General features: G+C 39.7%; 16 protein-coding genes. 13 read left to right on the plus strand and 3 right to left on the minus strand.

From position 1 onward, the window contains the following. Positions 1–46: 46 nt before the first annotated feature. From PK654_RS18850 to PK654_RS18860, 3 genes are all read right to left on the minus strand, one after another. Positions 47–1,021, minus strand: coding sequence for a DUF2860 domain-containing protein (locus PK654_RS18850; protein ID WP_271700614.1), 975 nt, complete (start codon positions 1,019–1,021; stop codon positions 47–49). A gap of 372 nt (positions 1,022–1,393) precedes the next feature. Then, positions 1,394–2,113, minus strand: coding sequence for an SDR family oxidoreductase (locus PK654_RS18855; RefSeq protein WP_271700615.1), 720 nt, complete (start codon positions 2,111–2,113; stop codon positions 1,394–1,396). 167 nt (positions 2,114–2,280) lie between these two features. Continuing rightward, positions 2,281–3,183 (minus strand): LysR family transcriptional regulator, encoded by a 903-nt coding sequence (locus tag PK654_RS18860; protein ID WP_271700722.1) that lies wholly within the window; start codon positions 3,181–3,183, stop codon positions 2,281–2,283. A gap of 181 nt (positions 3,184–3,364) precedes the next feature. On the opposite strand from PK654_RS18860, the gene PK654_RS18865 reads away from it, so the two are divergent. From PK654_RS18865 to tadF, 13 genes are all read left to right on the plus strand, one after another. Then, positions 3,365–4,033 (plus strand): glutathione S-transferase family protein, encoded by a 669-nt coding sequence (locus PK654_RS18865; protein WP_271700616.1) that lies wholly within the window; start codon positions 3,365–3,367, stop codon positions 4,031–4,033. A gap of 10 nt (positions 4,034–4,043) precedes the next feature. Further along, on the plus strand, positions 4,044–4,712 hold the full coding sequence (locus PK654_RS18870; RefSeq protein WP_271700617.1) for a glutathione S-transferase family protein: 669 nt from the start codon (positions 4,044–4,046) through the stop codon (positions 4,710–4,712). A 622-nt stretch (positions 4,713–5,334) separates the two neighbouring features. After that, positions 5,335–5,553, plus strand: a complete 219-nt coding sequence (locus PK654_RS18875; protein WP_271700618.1) for a Flp family type IVb pilin — start codon at positions 5,335–5,337, stop codon at positions 5,551–5,553. 112 nt (positions 5,554–5,665) lie between these two features. Beyond that, entirely contained in the window at positions 5,666–6,979 is a 1,314-nt protein-coding gene (locus tag PK654_RS18880) for a hypothetical protein (RefSeq protein ID WP_271700619.1), read from the plus strand. Positions 6,980–6,988: 9 nt separating this feature from the next. Further along, the gene (locus PK654_RS18885; protein WP_443088766.1) at positions 6,989–8,314 is read left to right on the plus strand and encodes a type II and III secretion system protein family protein; all 1,326 of its coding nucleotides are present in this window, start codon (positions 6,989–6,991) and stop codon (positions 8,312–8,314) included. Beyond that, a complete protein-coding gene (locus tag PK654_RS18890) occupies positions 8,314–8,802 on the plus strand; it encodes a hypothetical protein (protein ID WP_271700621.1) in 489 nt (162 codons plus the stop codon). Before PK654_RS18885 ends, PK654_RS18890 begins: the two co-directional genes overlap by 1 nt. Then, on the plus strand, positions 8,802–10,025 hold the full coding sequence (locus PK654_RS18895) for an AAA family ATPase (protein ID WP_271700622.1): 1,224 nt from the start codon (positions 8,802–8,804) through the stop codon (positions 10,023–10,025). The genes PK654_RS18890 and PK654_RS18895 overlap by 1 nt, the downstream gene beginning before the upstream one ends. Then, entirely contained in the window at positions 10,022–11,287 is a 1,266-nt protein-coding gene (locus tag PK654_RS18900; protein WP_271700623.1) for a CpaF family protein, read from the plus strand. Before PK654_RS18895 ends, PK654_RS18900 begins: the two co-directional genes overlap by 4 nt. Further along, complete coding sequence (locus PK654_RS18905; protein ID WP_271700624.1) at positions 11,284–12,201, plus strand: type II secretion system F family protein; 918 nt, start codon at positions 11,284–11,286, stop codon at positions 12,199–12,201. The genes PK654_RS18900 and PK654_RS18905 overlap by 4 nt, the downstream gene beginning before the upstream one ends. Continuing rightward, positions 12,201–13,067, plus strand: coding sequence for a type II secretion system F family protein (locus PK654_RS18910; protein WP_271700625.1), 867 nt, complete (start codon positions 12,201–12,203; stop codon positions 13,065–13,067). The genes PK654_RS18905 and PK654_RS18910 overlap by 1 nt, the downstream gene beginning before the upstream one ends. After that, entirely contained in the window at positions 13,064–14,194 is a 1,131-nt protein-coding gene (locus PK654_RS18915; protein WP_271700626.1) for a tetratricopeptide repeat protein, read from the plus strand. Before PK654_RS18910 ends, PK654_RS18915 begins: the two co-directional genes overlap by 4 nt. Then, entirely contained in the window at positions 14,187–14,717 is a 531-nt protein-coding gene (locus PK654_RS18920; RefSeq protein ID WP_271700627.1) for a TadE/TadG family type IV pilus assembly protein, read from the plus strand. Before PK654_RS18915 ends, PK654_RS18920 begins: the two co-directional genes overlap by 8 nt. Next, the gene (gene tadF / locus PK654_RS18925; protein WP_271700628.1) at positions 14,710–15,327 is read left to right on the plus strand and encodes a tight adherence pilus pseudopilin TadF; all 618 of its coding nucleotides are present in this window, start codon (positions 14,710–14,712) and stop codon (positions 15,325–15,327) included. The genes PK654_RS18920 and tadF overlap by 8 nt, the downstream gene beginning before the upstream one ends. Positions 15,328–15,333 lie beyond the last annotated feature (6 nt).

Consider the following 15,333-nt stretch of genomic DNA (forward strand, 5'->3'; position numbering starts at 1 on the left):
AATAAAAGCCTGAACCCTTATGACAAGGGTTCAGGTTTCAATAGACTTAGAACAGGTAAGTTACTCCGACACCGGCAATATAGTCATGCTTGTCGTAGAAGGTAATGTTAGACTCGGTTTTGTTGTAGCCTAACAGAGCATTTAGCCCCCAGTTTTCCCACCCCGGAATATCAGTGTATTCATAGCTGAAATTTACCCCAAAGTTGTTGTCTTTCTGGGTCTTGTTAAACACAGGATTGGAAGCATCAAACTTCTTGCCGGAGTACTCTCCCCTTAATGCAAAAGTATGTGTTTCAACGATGCGGATATAGGTCATCGACAGACCATACTGATCAAATGAGACCGCTTTACCGTCGGCATCAAAGCTATGGTAGAAGATGGAAGGCTTGATAAATGCGGTTTTAGCAATAGGAAGCCTCATATTAATGTTGGTATAAATACCTTTACCATCCCTTTGCATCGCTTTTTGAGCATCCGCTGACAGTGTACTTGCGGAACTTTCTTTATCTACATCAAGGGTGTAATAAGCAAGCTCTGCATTGAGGCCGGAACCAATGATATTGTCGTACTGAATACGATATGTGTTACCGGTAAGGTCAGTTTTTTTACGCTTTGTATTAACCAGATAAGGGTCTTCGAACACGTCACCGCTGGCGATAGTCGGAAGAGTCGAAACAGAGAGAACGGATTCATTATCGAACTCAAAGGCGTAGCCCACTTCCAGGGTCATTACTCCTTCGATAATGTCATTTCTTGATGTACCAATAAACAGTTGCTGATCATTTTCCTGACCAAAGGTATATCGCAGCTGTCCCAACGGTACGATAACAAATTTCGAATCTGATTCTGCTTCGCTGTTGAGCGTACCTGATTTGGTTTTGTTTTCTGTATTCAGGTTATCTTTGTTGCCGCTAAAACCGGTTAGCAGGTTGACTTCTCCGCTAAACCCGGCTTCACCCAGCTCAGCATTAGCAGCGCCGCTTAACAGAACGCCAGCAGCTAAAATATAGATAGCTTTCATAACAATTTCCTATGCCAACTTAATTGTAGTTATTAACACTATGAACCAAATCATAGTGATTAGTTAATGATTTTAAAAGGTGTTTTGGTAGATTGAATGCACTGTATCGTTCTTATGCTATTAGTGGAGGAATGCCGACCTTTAGTATGAAGAAGCAAGTTAATCAGGTATTTTGATCTGAGTATGTATTCCCATGGAGACCGTGGGAATAAGTGCCTTGAGGGGAGGCTGCTCGCAGGTTTCAGCAATGCATCGTTCTTATGCTATTAGTGAGGGAATGCAGACCTTTAGTATGAAGAAGCAAGTTAATCAGGTATTTTGATCTGAGTATGTATTCCCACGGAGACCGTGGGAATAAGTGCCTTGAGGGGATTAAGGTTGCTGACGAGTTGCAGCAATTACGATTTCACGTACACATACGCCTTGAGGCTGTTGATATGCGTAAGATACAGCGCGTGCGATATCATCAGCAACCAGTGCTCCACCCATGCTCTCTTTCCAGTCTTCATAGCCATCTTTGATTTCAGTAGAAGTAGTGTGAGAAAGTAGTTCTGTTTCTACAGCACCCGGGGCAATTGTGGTTACACGTACGTTAGCGTCAGCAACTTCTTCACGAACGTTTTCAGAAATAGCATGTACAGCGAACTTAGTACCGCAGTAAGCCGCGTGGCTAGGGAATGTTTTTCTGCCTGCGATTGAGCTTACGTTGATGATAGTACCGGATTTGCGCTCGATCATTGGTGAAAGTACTGCCTGCATACCGTTCATCAGGCCGATAACGTTAACGTCAAACATGGTTTTCCACTCAGAAGCGTCCTGAGTATCCAGAGAACCCAGCAGCATTGCGCCTGCGTTGTTAACGATACAGTCTACGGCACCAAACTGCTGCTCTGCTTTTTCAATAGCGGAAACAAATGATGCTTTGTCAGTGACATCTACTTTCTCACATAGAGTGTTTGGCAGATTAAGTGCTTCAAGGCGGTCAATACGACGGGCTAACAGCAGAAGCGGGTGACCTTCATCGCTAAGACGACGTGCAATCGCTTCACCAATACCAGAACTTGCGCCAGTAACAACAATCAGTTTTTTCATCATTATCTCCAATAGATTAATCAGTTAAGCAACATATCGGCATTTTAAATGCAGCCCCTGTTGCGATACGTCTATATTAGGCAAATGATGATTGATGATATATATCGATTTAGTTCAATAACTGTTGCAGCATAGCAACAATAGTCCGGAGAAGTGAGTTTCCTCTTTTATTCGCCTTGCTTACAGCACCATTCACGACAGAGACGAATAAACTTTTTCAGTGCAGGGCTCTGGTATTTATCCTTATGCAGCAACAGATAAAAATCTCTTGTTAATGGATGTTCTATACGTAACATTTTTACCCGGCCATCTTTTACAGCAGAGTCGACAGCCAGAACCGAAAGGCAGGCGATACCGAGTCCGGCCGAGACTGAGTTGATAATGGCTTCTGTGCTGTTTAACTCCATCACCTCCTGCCAGTGAGTGAGTTCGGCAGCTACATTATGGATAAAGTACTCCCTTGTTCCTGACCCCGGTTCGCGTAAAATCCACTGATGGTTATCAAGTTGCAGTAATTGGATCTGCTGTTGATCGGCCAGAGGATGATTAGCCGGAACGATAAAGCACATTTCGTCGCCACAAAACGGTTCTGCAATCAAGTCAGGGTGGGCGGTTTTACCTTCAATAAGCGCTAAATCCAGTTGGTAGTCCAGTAACATATCGCAGATAGTGGCACTGTTAGAAATGAGTAACTGGTGCATTTTCTGTTTTGAACCTTGAAACAACTCACCAAGTAATTTCGGTACTAATTGGTTTCCTACCGTTTCACTTGCGCCTAATTTTAGCGCACTATGCCACTGAGACTGTTGGGAAAACAGGCTATCAAGTTCATTAGATCGGGCAAGTAACTCCTCAGCAAGGGGCAGTAATGTCCGTCCCTCCTGATTAAGCAATAAGCGATTATTTACCCTGTCAAACAGCTTATGCTCTAACTGCTTCTCCAACTCAGCTAGTGCCATGCTGACAGCAGCTTTTGACAATGCCAGATGTTCAGCAGCTTCTGTCAGGGTTCCGTACTGAGTGATGGTAAAGAAAACCCGCAGCTGTCTTAAAGATACGTTGCTCATAATAGTTATGGTTTTAGGAAATCTAAGCTGGATTATGCCCAGAGTGAACAAGGGGTTGCAAGCCTGCATATCTACGGTAGCGACAGTGAGGGGAAACGTAATTAATTGAACAAGAGTTCAAATTGTATTTGAGCGACTGTTCAGTTTGTGTTTGAATGAACGTTCAAGCAATAAGGAGATAACCATGCTGAAGTTCTATTTTCATATGACACCAAACCCAATGAAGGTTGCACTTTACCTACAGGAGACTGGCTTACCGTATGAGCTGGTTGCTATTGACACCCTTAAAGGTGAGCAACATACACCGGAGTACCGGGTTATCAACCCAAATGGCAAAACACCAGCCATAGAAGATGATGGTGTGCGGGTATTTGATTCAAATGCGATTCTTCTCTATCTGGCAGAGAAAACCGGTCAGCTGGGCGGAAAAGAAAAAGACCGCGCTGAATTACTCTCTTGGATAATGTTCATTGCAACAGGGCTTGGGCCATTCTCCGGACAATCAGTGCACTTTCAGCGTGCGGCTCCGGCAGGTAACGAATACGCACTTAACCGCTACATGAAGGAAGCGCATCGACACTATGCCGTTCTTGATTCTCATCTTGAAAACAGAACCTATGTGGTTGGGGATGAGTACACTATCGCTGATATCTCAGCATGGGGTTGGATTGATAAAGCAAATGTAGTGCTGGGTGAAGGTGCCCTGAAAGCGTATCCCAATATTCAGCGTTGGTTTGACGGTATTAATAGTCGCCCGGCGGTAGAGAGAGCAAGAAACATGACTAAAGGTATTGAGTTTAAGACTGAAATGGATGATGTCGCCAAAAGGGCACTATTTCCATCAAACTTCTAGGGGATAGGAAATGATAGAACTTTACACAGCAGCGACGCCAAACGGCTACAAAATCTCTATCGCACTGGAAGAGATGGGATTGGACTATTGTGTCCATCAATTGGATCTGAGTGCTCTGGAGCAGAAGTCAGCGGAGTTTATTGAAATCAACCCTAACGGTAGAATTCCGGCTATTATCGACCGTGATAATGATGATTTCGCCGTATTTGAATCGGGTGCAATACTTCTTTATCTGGCGGAAAAAACAGGAAAATTTCTGCCTGCCGATGCGAAGAAACGTTCTGAGGCTATTCAGTGGTTAATGTTTCAGATGGGCGGAGTCGGTCCAATGATGGGGCAGGCTAATGTCTTCTATCGTTACTTTCCTGAAAAAATACCGGCGGCCATTGAAAGATATCAAAATGAAGGCCGTAGACTGTTTGAGGTGATGGACGGACAACTGGAAAAACATGCTTATCTGGCTGGTGATGAGTACACTATTGCCGATATTGCTACATGGCCGTGGGCGAGAATACATGAATGGAGTGGGGTCGATATTTCTGGTTTGTCACATTTGCAGAGGTGGCTAAATGAACTTGCCTTGCGTCCGGCATGTCAGGCTGGCTTACAAAACCCCTTGCCATCTCAGTTAACGGCAGAACAGAAAGTGGCACAGATTAACAAAATGGTGACAAGGTAACTCTTTACTGTAAACCGTTAACTGCATAAGTAGCATAAGTAGGCCACATTAGTTGTGGCCTATGTTTTTACCAATTAAGGTCAACAGTATATTTAGGGTGCAACTATGTCTTGTCTCAAGCATAGTTATCATTGGCGGGAACATAAGCCATAACAATCTTTATATCACCATTTTTTACTTAAATTATCATTCATTTTATTTATATAACTGTACATATTATCAACTGGTTTTTATATTACTAACCTGATAGCTAACGATATATATCGAGTTGACAGGTAATTATCCTGTGTAACAATAATAATAAGGTTGAAATAATGTGGTATAAATCTCATTATTCAAAATTAGAATTATATCGAAACTATCGAGGCAAAAACTTTTTTTGACTTTTTCTGGATTTAAAATAAGGTGCTTTTTTCTTTTTTAACAGTGATTTATTTTTGTTCTTGTAATATAAGTATATTCTAACGTGTTTAGCTAATAACTGAGTTGTTAGCATTTTGATTTGTATTTTATTTATTGTGCTAACGATTTTTTGGTTTAATATTAATAATTTAATTAATAAGAATTTGGCGAAATTCTTATCGCAAGTGCTTGAGTTATTAATTGAAGGTTTGGAGGTCGTATGCTGTACGATATATTAGCACGTATTGAGTTAATTAAAGGAAGATTTACACATGATGAGCGAGGCGTAACTGCAGTAGAATACGCCATTGTAGCTGTTGCTATGTCTGCTGTAGTTTTAGCTGTTTATACAAATGGTGATTTGGTTAAGGCGATGAAAGATGCAATGGCAGAGGTGGGTAAGAATATTTCTGCTGCCAAAACGGTACCTACTAAGTAGGTAATGACGATTAAATATACCTTTAATATAGTTCTAAGAAAAATAGAGTATTATTGAAGGTATAGTTTTTTTCTTTTTAATATGAGCACAACTGTATTCGTTGGGAGTAACAATGAGTCGTTCTATCCGGTTTATTTTAGTTGCTACTGTGCTTTTTTTGTTGTTTTACTTTTCTGTGCATCAGTTCTTGTTTCCCTCATCTGAGACAACCGTTACTGAGGTTGTTGAGCCTAAAGTTGATATTTATGTGCTGGACAACTCCGCTGAGAAAAATCAAATCGTTCAAGAGCAGATGCTATCGGTACAGAGCTATACAAAGGCAGAACTAAAAGGGCGCTCTTACTCTCCGGTTCAAGATTTTACCTTATCACCTAAAACACGTTTTACCCGTAATATATCAAATGGTAGTTATTTAACCGTGAGTGATGTGATTAATCCTGATCATGATGATTATATATTCTATGCGCTAAATAAGGGGGAGTTGCCTTATTGGTATGACGTTACTGAACTTATAAATAACAAAGCGTTAGTCGTCAAAAGTGGTGATTATGTCAGCTTTATTTTAATACCACGGACTTCTTTCCTGACCAGTAAACTTATCGTTAAACAGGCGCGAGTCCTTAAATTAACTGAGCTTTCATCGCTGACTGGCAGCCAAAATGCTCCTTTTTCTTACCAACTGGTTCTGGCACTCACATTAAACGACATTCTGAAGTTAGAAAAAATCCGGCAATCGAAAACTGATGCTCTTGAAATCGTTTTAACAACCAATATTAACAAACAAAATGACTCTGTTTCAGAGGTCTACGCCCTAAACAAACAGGTATTGCGCGGACAGACTATAAGGCAAGAAGATTTAACTGTCCGCAGGCTTGATCCAATAGGTGTTAGTCAGGACTATACGGAAATAAGTGAGCTCATGCTTTTGCCCGGCGCGGTGTATAAGGGTGGCTATGAAGCTGGTACCGTTTTGACAACGAATATGGTTGCCAATACTGATGATAGTGATTATCCGTTACAGTTTTTAAAAGGTGGAGAGTTACCTTACTGGGTAGACGTAACAACGCTAGTTAATCAGGGAGGATTTACAGCAAAGCGGGGAAATACAGTTAGTTTTATCTTACGTTATCAACCTGAGGGAACGGCAGTTGTGGTCAGTAAGATAATTGCAGATCAGGTAAAAGTATTGCATTTAAAAGCTCATCAAAGCCTACAGGGAATCGTTACCTATAATTTGATTGTTGCTCTGGAAACTTCCCAGATTCTTAAATTAGAAACTGCTAAAAAAACGGGAGAATTGATAGTAATGCTCTCGTCTAATTTAACTATAAATGGTGAGAATAGAGGTAGTTTTAGCAGTAAAGAGTTTACTGATAAAAAAATAAGAACAATTAAAGTTAAAGCGTTACGGGGACAGGGGGAATAGCAATTGCGTATACCTAAATTATTTTTACTTGTACTGTTGTTTTGCTCTGCTTTCTCTCACGCTGATGAGTTGCTTATGTTGAGTAAAGGAAGTGCAAAGACAATTAATACAACAATTAATTCATCTACAGTATTTATTTCCAATCCAGATATTGCTGATTATAAGATTATAAATTCTAAAACTGTTGTAGTTTATGGTGTTGATTTAGGCTTTAGCTCAATCATCATCTATAACTCTAAAGGCGAAGAAATATATAACAGTGATATTATTGTTAACTTAAATATGAAGTTGTTAAGGCAAGCAATTGAAAACAGATTTCCGGACGAGGATATTAAGATAAGTAATGTGTCAGATAATATTGTTTTGGATGGTGTTGTCAGTTCGGAAGAGATAAAAGATCAGGTATATCAAATGGTGGGAACATTGTTGACAAAGGAAAGTGAGGTGTTTAACTATGAAATAGTTAACAAGAATTATAGTGATGACGGCGATCCACTTTTATATACCGGTAAGTATCAATATAAAAATATTATGAATAACTTAAAGGTACTGTCCAGTAACCAAATTAATGTGAAGGTAACCATTGCAGAAGTATCAAACTCATTTTTGACAGATCTCGGTATGTCTTATGGAATAGGTAATGAGCAAGGTACATTTGTTAATAAATTGCTGGATTTTACCGCTAAAGATATTGTAGCTGTTATTTCCGCTGTTGGTAACGAAAGTGTGGGGAAAATACTTGCTGAACCCAATCTAACTGTTTTCTCCGGTGAACAAGCTAGCTTTTTGGTTGGCGGAGAATTACCAATTGCGGTGAGGGAAGATAACGGGATCTCGATTCATTATAAAGAGTATGGCGTACGGCTTTCGATGGTGGCGAAAGTTGTAGATGCGGATAGTATTCGTTTAACTTTACAGCCAGAAGTAAGCTCATTTGACAAATCTTATACTACTAGTACAGGTCAAGTGGACATCCCTGCCTTTCAAACCCGAAAAGCTAAAACTACGGTACAGCTTAAAAATGGTCAGAGCTTTATCTTAGCCGGACTACTCTCTTCAGAAGACGCTGAATCTCTCTCAAAAATTCCTTATTTAGGTGATATTCCAATCCTTGGAGCGTTATTTAGCAGCACTAAATCTGTACGTTCCAAAAAAGAACTAATTATTGTTGCTACCGTTAATTTTGTTAATCCGGTTGCTGCGGAAGAGATTAAGTTACCAGTGTTTAAACCTAGTAGTGATATTGAAAGACTGTTTGGTATGGAATTCTCTACAAAACAGAAGCAATCATCCCCTGCGCTAGTCGATATCATCAATGACGGAGGGTTTAACTAATGCGTTGTTCTTGGTTCTTTATGGTATACGCGTTTAGTCTTTCTGGTTGTGGATATCATATCTTCACAGCCAAAACTTTGTTCAATAATGCTGACGTTGTGCAACAACAGTATGTCGTGCCTCTGCAAGTACAAGAGCGGGAAGGAGCCGAATTTTATGCATCACCAAAGCTTATTTCTTTATTGGTGAGACTTAATAGAGAACATCCTAAATCTGTATTTACAATCACCTATCCGGCTGAAGCTGTTAGTTCAATGAATGAACTGAAAGAAGAGCTTAAATGGTTAAGTATTGCTCCGGAGCGGTTCAACTTTAAAGCGAATAACCAATATTCGTTAAATTTACATGTTCGTGTTAGCTATCCGCTAGTAAAAGACAGAGATTGCGGCGTGTTGAGTATACATAAACACAACTCATACCCTTTTGGATGTACGCTGGAATATAACTACCAGATGAGTTTGGCTCAGCCGATCAGGGAGACCGAGTAATGGCGTCTGATTTAACTTCATTTCTTTCCAAAGTTCAGACTGGTTCTGATGATAAAAAGCGTCGGGATTTAATAGTTTCTAAAGACCAACAATTAATGGACTGCGTCAAAGAGCTATATATCAGAGAAGGATTTTCATCTTTGGAAACGAGTTCGCTTCTGAATGAGAGCAACATTCATCGCTATACCAGCGCTGATATCATAAATGTTATTTTAGATTTCCGAGGTGTCGAGGAATCTGAGCAATGCTCAAAGGTTACGCAAATGGTGACCTTATTGGATACCAGTATCACCGTCATCGTGTTGAGTGATATTGACTCAATCAGTTTACAAAATCAGATTTATCATTTGGGGGCAGAGTATGTGTTATGGGATGAAGCCCTACATAACCTGACTATAACTATTGCTTCCCACATAGACAAATCGAATACACGTCGACAGTCAATCAGAAGTGCTAAACGAGTATTGGTGATCGGAACAAAAGGCGGAGTAGGCGTGTCTTGTTTTAGTTCAGTATTAGCCAATATTCTGGCGGTTAAGGCGCGCCTTAAAGTAATGCTGGTGGAACATGATAGCCATGCTATCTCATCGGATGCGTATCTGGGTTTAAAGCAGTTCAAGGCTAAACAAAACCCTGGCAATCTTGCGTTACTGGATATTGATGCTGCAGTAGCAGAAAGCTATTTATATAAGGTACAGGACAAACTGGATTACGTTGCTTTGGATAGCCGCTTAGTATCACTTCAGGAACATACGGAACTGCTGTACCGGTTGTCTCACGAACTTTCTGTGAACTACAACTTTGTTATCGACTCGGTACCAGTCTCATCTTTTGAGTCACTGAAATTGCAAGAACATCTTGACCGTTATCACCGTATTTATCTTATTTGTGAACCCTCTGTGGCCTCTTTACGGGCGCTTAATGCAGTGGTTCGCACTTTGGCTGGTAGTAACTTTCAAACGGTATTTAATCTGACTCGCCCTGAAAAAGATTACTTAATGACAACCAATAGTGCTCAAAAACGTGTTAAAGACACTTCTGGCATACGTTTTATTTATGATTCCGGATTGGAAAAGCAGCTGTTTCAACAGGGGATCTCCAGTATAAGTAACCGCCAATACTTTTCTCCGTTCACCGCTATTGTTAAAGACCTGACAGGGAAAGATATTCGATCCAAAGTTACTTTTTCATTGTTCAACAAGCTTTCACCATTTAAAAAATGAAAAGATTAGAAGCCGTTTATGTTTCATTGCGAGACGATATTTTTGATGCTTTGGATGCTTCATCTCTCGTTGAAGTCAGAGCGGAGGATTTGGCTGCCCAACTAAGAGAATCTGTCGATCTGCTTATTCAGAAGAAAGATCTTCAAGTGACTTCTTCGGGCAGAGAAGAGATAGTGAGTTCTTTGGTTGCGGAGTTAAAAGGACTGGGGCCTCTGCAAACATTGTTGGATAATGATGCTATATCGGACATTATGATTAACGGCCATCAAAACGTGTTTGTGGAAATCGATGGTAAGGTGAGCAAATCATCGATTCGTTTTGTGGATGAAGAACAGCTTGTCGCGATAGCTAAGCGCATTGCAGCCAATGTAGGTCGTCGTGTTGATGAATCGACCCCCTTATGTGATGCAAGAATGCACAATGGCAGTCGTGTAAACATAGTAATTCCACCTTTATCTCTGGATGGCACATCAGTTTCCATACGTAAATTCAGAGAACAGAAAATACAGTTAGACAACTTAATTGAATTTGGCGCTATGTCTTTAGAAATGGCTAAGTTCTTATCAATTGCATGTTATTGCAAGTGCAATATCTTGATTTCAGGTGGTACAGGTTCGGGAAAAACCACTCTTCTCAATGCAATATCCGGCTTTATTCATGACTCAGAACGAGTAGTGACTATCGAAGATGCAGCTGAACTACAGCTGCAAAAGCCAAATGTAGTCAGGCTGGAAACCCGACCACCAAGTATTGAGGGTACAGGGCTGGTTACTGCCCGGGATTTAGTCATTAACTCACTTCGTATGCGCCCGGATCGGGTGATTGTCGGTGAGTGTCGGGGAGGTGAAGCGTTTGAAATGCTGCAGGCGATGAATACCGGACACGATGGTTCTATGTCAACGCTACATGCAAATACGCCACTGGACGCAATTTCACGAGTGGAAAGCATGGTGATGATGGCAACCTCGAATCTGCCGGTTGAAGCTATCCGGCGTATCATTGTGAGCGCGGTGGATCTGATCGTACAGGTAAAACGGTTGCATGATGGGACAAGAAAAATCATTCATATAACGGAAGTCTCTGGTTTAGAGGGGCAACAAGTTGTAATGGATGACATATATCGTTATCAATCTAGCACTGATTCTGATGAAGACATCGCACGAGGGGAATTTATATCTTCAGGATTATCTCAGCGGTCTGTGGTTTATCAGAAAGCAAAATATTTGGGACTAGAAGAGAAAGTGAAGGAGATATTAGCATGAATTTTCTTTTGATCTTTATCGTGTTAGCAAGTTGTATTTTGTATTTATTATTAGAGCAGCGTAGCAACAAAAAACAGTTGGATATTTGGCTTAATATTGATAGTGATAAGCAAAATAAGAATGAAAAAGTGAATGTGATCGACTTTCGAAATTTTGATCTCAATTTTAACAACCGAATGTTACGATCCATTGGGAAAATAATACGAGTATTTAACCCCAATGCGCCTTTAAAAATAATCCTGTTCTTTCTTATCACAGCGTTACTCTGCCATTGGGTTAATCATCTCTTTTTCCGTTTTACCTACTGGAAATGTCTTTTGATTGTAGAGCCCATTTTGTTTTACCTTTTCTATAACAAACTTAAGCAACATCAGGAAAATAAATTTCGAGACCAGTTTCCGGATGCATTAAATATCCTAGTTAGTGCATTCTCTTCTGGACAAGGTATTGTTCAGGCATTTGAATACGTAGGTAATCAGCTTGATAATGAAATTGGAAAAGAGTTTGAGTATATGGCGAAACGATTTCTTATAGGTGAGGCACATGATGATGTTCTGGAGCGAAGTAGTCAGCGTTTTCCTTATCTGGAATATTTTTTCTTTATATCGGCTATTAGAGTAAATATTGCCCGTGGCGGCCAACTCAAAGAATTGATTGGGAGAATAAACCGCCTGATTTTTGTATCAAGGAATATCGAAAAAAAGAAAAACTCTTTAACATCAGAAGCGAGAATGTCTGCAAAAATCATCGGATTTTTACCTGTGGTGTTTTTAATGATTTTATATTTCACTAATGTTGAAAGTTATAATTTTGTTATGTATGAGGACGCCGGAAAACCTATATTTTACTATGTTCTGGTTAGCGAGTTGATTGGTTTTTTTGTTATCAGGCTTATTCTCAGAGGAGTTAAGTGATGAATATATATTTTACCATTTATGTTGTAATCATTTTCTTGACGATGATTCTGTCAGCTATTATTTTGAAATTGTTTGATAAAGTTAGATTAGATGTGTTAACAGCAAGTTTGATTGGAGTTGAGGAAAAGCAAAGTAAGATAATTCCAAGCATGTTAAAAGTAATAGGAAGCGTAAAATACAATAAAGATGAAATCCAAAACAGGTTGATTACTGCTGGAATCTACAGTGAGCATATTGCTAGTGGATATTATTTTCTTAAGATTGTTCCATTTGTTCTCTTCACTATCATTATAGGTTATGGCCTATATGAAGAATGGATTTCAATGCTAATTTTCACCCTAGCATTTTTGACTGGATTGACGATATTCGTTATAGCGCCGGATATGTATATTTCCAGCAGGGGAAAGTCAAACATTAACAGAATGAACCATAGGCTGCCATTTTTGTTAGATTTGATGAATGTTTGTATCAACTCAGGAATGACAATAGATGCAAGCCTGTCTTTTTTGGCAAAAGAAATAAGCATTATAGATCGTGATTTAGCTTATGTGATCAAAAAAACAGTAGACAGAATAGAAGTTGTTGGTATTCATAAAGCTCTTGACCAGTTCCATGAAATGCTCCCCACTCCGGAAGCGAAAAGTTTTGTCATGACGATACAGAATAACGCTAAGTTTGGTTCTTCTATTGGTCCTATATTGTTTACTTTAGCCAACGATATCCGTGAGATTAATATGTTGGAAGTAGAGGAAAAAGTGGGGAAAATGAGCGCTAAGATGTCTATTCCTATGATTGTTTTTATTATGATTCCTATTGTTGTTCTTATTGTTGCTCCCGGTGTTATGAGAATATTTATGCTATGAATAAATTATTTTTTCTTGTTTTAAATTTAAGTGTTTTGTCTGGGTGCTCTGTGAATAATAAAAATAGCAACTCATTTTCAGATCATATGAAGATAAAAGAACATTTGCTTGTTTCAGCAGATAATAAACAAAAGCTAGTCGAGTTTTACAAAGATAACTTACGCTTCGAACCGGACTATAAACTAAAGCTCGTAGAGCTTTATCTTGAAATGAATGATGTTCCTTCCGCTGAGCTGTATAGGAATACTTATACTAAGGCTGAGCTTGAACTGCCGGAATATATTTTTACTTCTGCAGAAATTCTGTATCGAAAGAAAAATTTCAAACTGGCAGAAAAAGAACTGCAACGTTATCGGAAAAATGGAGGTAATTTAGATAAGTACTATCTGTTACACGGTAAAGCACTAGCACAATCCGGGAAATATCAACAAGGGATTGAGGCTTTTAAGGAAAGTAGGAAAGCCGGTGCATCGGATAAAGAAGTCAATAACAATATCGCGGTTGTTTACATGATGCAGCAGGATTTCACGGCTGCCGACCAAATTCTACAAGGCCTTTACCGCCATTTTCCCGATGATAATAAGGTGCGATCCAATTATTTGATTACCTTAGTGCACCTAAAGAAATATGATGTTGCGCTCAATATCCTTAAAAGGAACCATGGCGAGCATAAAGCGGTTCATTTGTTAGCTAAGTTGATGGGGGCAATAGATGGCTCGTCAGTCGAAGAAAATCAAGAGCATGAGTTAAATCGGTGTATTGGTGAAATATTGCATCCCGCCACTGATACGGCTTTAGACAGTAAAGAAGCAAATATTCCCGTCCATTCAAGTTCGTCACCTGAGCGTAATCGATCCTCCGTGAAGAGCGTTGCTGCGAAGAAAATCTACCGTATTCAGGTATTAGTGGTGAATCATAAACATGATATCGATAAGAGCTATCTGAACTTAATGCGGGAGAAATATGGTGATGTGTATTCGCACTCGGTGGAACACTGGCGAAAATACAGTATAGGTAAATTTTCGAGCTTTGAAGAAGCTAAGATCTATCTGCAAAAGGTCAAGGTTAAAGGGGCTTTTGTTGTCAGCAACGGTCATTTATACACAAAGGTTAGCGTCCATGATTAAGCGTAATGGTATGGGGGGAACAATTGCGGTTGAAGCCGCTATAGGGCTGCCCGTTTTACTGTTTGTGGTTCTGTTATGGGTGGAGTTATGCTTTATTTTTTATGCTATTAGTTCAACGGAACACGCGTTTGCAAGTGCTGTAATTTATGCGAAAAAAGTAAATATTGAAGATAGTAGCTGGGAAAAATATCAGGATATTGTTGAGTTAAAGCTTAAAGAATCAAAGTCAGCCAGAATACTTTGGGGAAGAACAACTGTGCCCTCAAGTGTTTCCATCAATGTGACCTATTTTAAGGAGTATGCCTTTCTTTCTCAGTGTTCGGAACTATATCTGTCTTCGCACAAATGTCCTTCTGGTTCATCCGATTATAAAAACGGGGCTATCGCTATATATAGCCTGAGTTATACCTATCAACCGCTGCTGCTAAATTGGTTACCTGCTATGCCTATAAAGCGTGAAATCATGGCGGTTCAAGAATATGAACGCTGCGCGTTAACTGTTTCAGGGAGGAGTTGTGATTAACAGAATAAAAAGAGGTAAGGGAGTATTTACGATTGAACTGGCATTCGGTTTACTGTTTCTGTCTGGAATGTTGGTTATTGTTTTAAATCACTTGCTTGTTTTTAATAAAAAAGGTGCATTGGACAGAGCGGCCTATTCCGTCGCCACCATAATTTCGGAACGTAAGCAACTGTTTAACAATAAAATGAGCTTGTGCTCCGATGATAACAGTTGCCAATCAGAGGCTAAAACTGCCTATGATATAGTGGTCGCTTCTTTACGTCGAATGGATACCACTTTTGATAAAAGCAAACTGGGTATGCGTATTGATTATGTCTCTATCGCGGTGAAAGGATCGCCGGCTCAGTTTTCGCTAGATACAAATAAGCCTTTAATCTTTGGCAATACCCACCAGTGTCATTTCAATGCTGTAAAGGATATCGATCTGGACACGGCAATGGCGCTACTGCCAAAAATATCTGTTGAAGCAACAAATTTGTTGGGCAGCAGCGTTTATCTACCACTTTATCAAGTCTCATTGTGTTATGAAATTCCCCTTGATTTGATTGGCGGGATGACAGGTGAAGCGTTTCGCCTGATTAGCACCTCCTATACATTTGCCAGGATATAATTATGA

It is taken from the genome of Vibrio sp. SCSIO 43137, assembly GCF_028201475.1.
Lineage (GTDB): Bacteria > Pseudomonadota > Gammaproteobacteria > Enterobacterales > Vibrionaceae > Vibrio.

Bases quoted from the DNA above. Each gene is read 5' to 3' on its own strand.
- PK654_RS18850 (WP_271700614.1), bottom strand. From the start codon at position 1,021: ATGAAAGCTATCTATATTTTAGCTGCTGGCGTTCTGTTAAGCGGCGCT.
- PK654_RS18855 (WP_271700615.1), bottom strand. From the start codon at position 2,113: ATGAAAAAACTGATTGTTGTTACTGGCGCAAGTTCTGGTATTGGTGAA.
- PK654_RS18865 (WP_271700616.1), top strand. From the start codon at position 3,365: ATGCTGAAGTTCTATTTTCATATGACACCAAACCCAATGAAGGTTGCA.
- PK654_RS18870 (WP_271700617.1), top strand. From the start codon at position 4,044: ATGATAGAACTTTACACAGCAGCGACGCCAAACGGCTACAAAATCTCT.
- PK654_RS18875 (WP_271700618.1), top strand. From the start codon at position 5,335: ATGCTGTACGATATATTAGCACGTATTGAGTTAATTAAAGGAAGATTT.
- PK654_RS18880 (WP_271700619.1), top strand. From the start codon at position 5,666: ATGAGTCGTTCTATCCGGTTTATTTTAGTTGCTACTGTGCTTTTTTTG.
- PK654_RS18890 (WP_271700621.1), top strand. From the start codon at position 8,314: ATGCGTTGTTCTTGGTTCTTTATGGTATACGCGTTTAGTCTTTCTGGT.
- PK654_RS18895 (WP_271700622.1), top strand. From the start codon at position 8,802: ATGGCGTCTGATTTAACTTCATTTCTTTCCAAAGTTCAGACTGGTTCT.
- PK654_RS18900 (WP_271700623.1), top strand. From the start codon at position 10,022: ATGAAAAGATTAGAAGCCGTTTATGTTTCATTGCGAGACGATATTTTT.
- PK654_RS18905 (WP_271700624.1), top strand. From the start codon at position 11,284: ATGAATTTTCTTTTGATCTTTATCGTGTTAGCAAGTTGTATTTTGTAT.
- PK654_RS18910 (WP_271700625.1), top strand. From the start codon at position 12,201: ATGAATATATATTTTACCATTTATGTTGTAATCATTTTCTTGACGATG.
- PK654_RS18915 (WP_271700626.1), top strand. From the start codon at position 13,064: ATGAATAAATTATTTTTTCTTGTTTTAAATTTAAGTGTTTTGTCTGGG.
- PK654_RS18920 (WP_271700627.1), top strand. From the start codon at position 14,187: ATGATTAAGCGTAATGGTATGGGGGGAACAATTGCGGTTGAAGCCGCT.